Source organism: Mycobacterium sp., from assembly GCF_035603715.1.
In the GTDB taxonomy this organism is placed as follows: domain Bacteria; phylum Actinomycetota; class Actinomycetes; order Mycobacteriales; family Mycobacteriaceae; genus Mycobacterium.
This window is the reverse complement of sequence record NZ_DATNJW010000496.1, coordinates 1-2,516: the sequence shown is the minus strand read 5'-3', so window position 1 is coordinate 2,516 and position 2,516 is coordinate 1. Positions and strand designations below refer to the sequence as shown.

At 69.4% G+C, this 2,516-nt stretch carries 2 protein-coding genes; both read left to right on the top strand.

Features of this window, described 5'->3' with window-relative positions; genetic code table 11:
- The first annotated feature begins 381 nt into the window (after positions 1–381).
- The gene (locus VN856_RS20680) at positions 382–1,683 is read left to right on the top strand and encodes a lytic transglycosylase domain-containing protein (RefSeq protein WP_325692415.1); all 1,302 of its coding nucleotides are present in this window, start codon (positions 382–384) and stop codon (positions 1,681–1,683) included.
- Positions 1,684–1,702: 19 nt separating this feature from the next.
- On the top strand, positions 1,703–2,516 hold an 814-nt coding region (locus tag VN856_RS20675), incomplete at its 3' end, for a P-loop NTPase (protein ID WP_325692413.1).

The following is a 2,516-nucleotide window of genomic DNA, read 5'->3' as shown; positions in this document are numbered from 1 at the left end:
CCGTGTTTTCACAGGCAGAGACTGCGCCATTGTTGTCACTGGAGTCACCCGTGTTATGTATGGTGACGTAGTTCACGAGGCCCACGCGGTGCCGCGGGTCCCACAACCCTCGAGAACTAGGCAGGTCGAGTGCGGGTAGGGGGACGCATGGGCTTACGTCCCGCCCTTGCAAAGACGCAAAAGGCGATCCTTCGCGTCCCCAAAGTCCCTGGCCTCGTTGTCAGTGCCGCGTCGTCGGCGGGCAACCTGGTGGTTCGCACGGCCGACGCCTTGAGGATTCCGGCCGCAGCCGCGGCCGTCACGTCAACCGCCCAGACGGTGACCACGACCGTCCAGGAAGCTCTGACCGGCACAGCCCGCAGCCCGGCATTCGGTGTGGCGATGATCGCCTGCCTTATCTATGCCAGCGTGGACGGCGCCGGCGCACCGCCGTTCCCGTTGACCAAGTCGACGCTGCGCGATGCCGCCATCACCCCGGTTGCCGCGGTCGCGCGCGCCTCCACCGACCCGACCGGTCCGCTGGTGATTGCCGTCGAGCACCCGAAGGTCGGTTTCCACGTCGCGGCGGCCACGTCGTCGGCTCCTCCGCCGACAGGGGTGGTGAATACACCTGGCGCGCTGGGTATTCCGGGGATGGCGCTGAACGCATACCGCAACGCCGAACGGATGATGGCAGCCGGCGACCCCGGCTGCGGCATCAGCTGGAACCTGCTGGCCGGGATCGGGCGCATCGAGTCCGGGCACGCCAACGGCGGTGCCACTGATGCGCGCGGCACCGCAATACGACCGATCTACGGACCGACCCTGGACGGGACGCTGCCGGGCAATGAGGTCGTCATCCAGAGCACCAGCGCCGGACGGGTCGGTTATGCCCGGGCGATGGGACCGATGCAGTTCCTGCCGGGCACCTGGGCGCACTATGCCTCCGACGGTGACGGCGACGGCATGGCCGATCCGCAAAACCTCTACGACGCCACCTTGGCCGCGGCCCGATACCTGTGCAGCGGAGGGCTGAACCTGCGCGACCAGTCGCAGGTCCTGTCGGCGATCCTGCGCTACAACAACTCGATGCCGTACGCCCAGAACGTGCTGGGCTGGGCCGCGGCCTACGCCACCGGCGTCATCCCGGTCGACCTGCCCCCGATTACCGGACCCCCGCCGCCGCTCGGCGACGCGCACCTGGAGAACGCCGAAGGCCTCGGACCCAACCTGCCGCTCAACATGCACGGCTTGCCGTCGAGCGACCCGCTGGCCCAGATGCCGCTGATCGACCTCAGCGGTGGACCGAGCAATGGTCCGCAGCCGTGGGCGACGCAGCGGCCGGGCCCCTCGTGCACGGTGATCTGCATCAGCGGCGATACCAGCGGGCCTCAGCAGGTGTTCAATGCGCCGCCGACCCAGGCGGGCATGCCGCCCACCCCGTTTGGTGCGCCACCCGCCCCGTTTGGTGCGCAGCCTGCCCAGTTTGGTGCGCCGCCAGCCCCGTTTGGTGCCCCACCCGCCCAGGTTCCCCCGCCCGCTGCCCCGTCGGTCCCCGCACCCCCGGTGGCCCAGCAGCCGCAACCGGCAGTCGCGCCGCCTGCTCCCGTGGCCACGCAGCCGCAGTCGCCCGCCGGCCCGCAGTCGACTCCCCCCGCGCCGGGTGGACAACCGCTCAGCCCGCAGTCGGCTCCCCCCGCCTGACCGGGCCGTCCCGGCCCGCATCGTCACCGAACTACACTCGGCGATGATGTCCGATCCGACTGCAGACGTTCGCGCCGCACTGGCCAAGGTTATCGACCCCGAACTGCGCCGCCCCATCACCGAACTCGGGATGGTCAAGAGTATCGAGGTAGGCCCTGGCGGTGATGTGCACGTCGAGATCTACCTGACGACGTCCGCGTGCCCGAAGAAGACCGAAATCAGCGACCGCGTTCGCCAGGCCGTCGCCGACGTGCCCGGCACCGGCGCGGTGAAGGTCAGCCTGGACGTGATGAGCGACGAGCAGCGCACCGAGCTGCGCAAGCAGTTGCGCGGCGATGCCCGCGAGCCCGTCATCCCGTTCGCTCAGCCAAGCTCACTGACCCGGGTGTATGCCGTCGCGTCCGGCAAGGGCGGAGTCGGCAAGTCCACCGTCACGGTGAATCTCGCCGCGGCGATGGCCACCCGCGGCCTGTCGGTGGGTGTGCTCGTCGCCGATATCCACGGCCATTCCATTCCGCGGATGATGGGCAGCACCGACCGACCCACCCAGGTCGAGTCGATGATCCTGCCGCCGATCGCTCACGAGGTGAAGGTCATCTCGATCGCGCAGTTCACCGAGGGCAACACGCCGGTGGTGTGGCGGGGGCCGATGCTGCACCGGGCGTTGCAGCAGTTCCTGGCCGACGTCTACTGGGGCGACCTCGACGTGCTGCTGCTCGACCTGCCGCCGGGCACCGGCGACATCGCGATCTCGGTCGCCCAGCTGATCCCCAACGCCGAAATCATCGTCGTAACAACGCCACAACACGCCGCGGCCGAGGTCGCCGAGCGGG

Coding starts and splice junctions, on each gene's coding strand:
- VN856_RS20680 (WP_325692415.1), top strand. CDS start 382: ATGATCGCCTGCCTTATCTATGCCAGCGTGGACGGCGCCGGCGCACCG.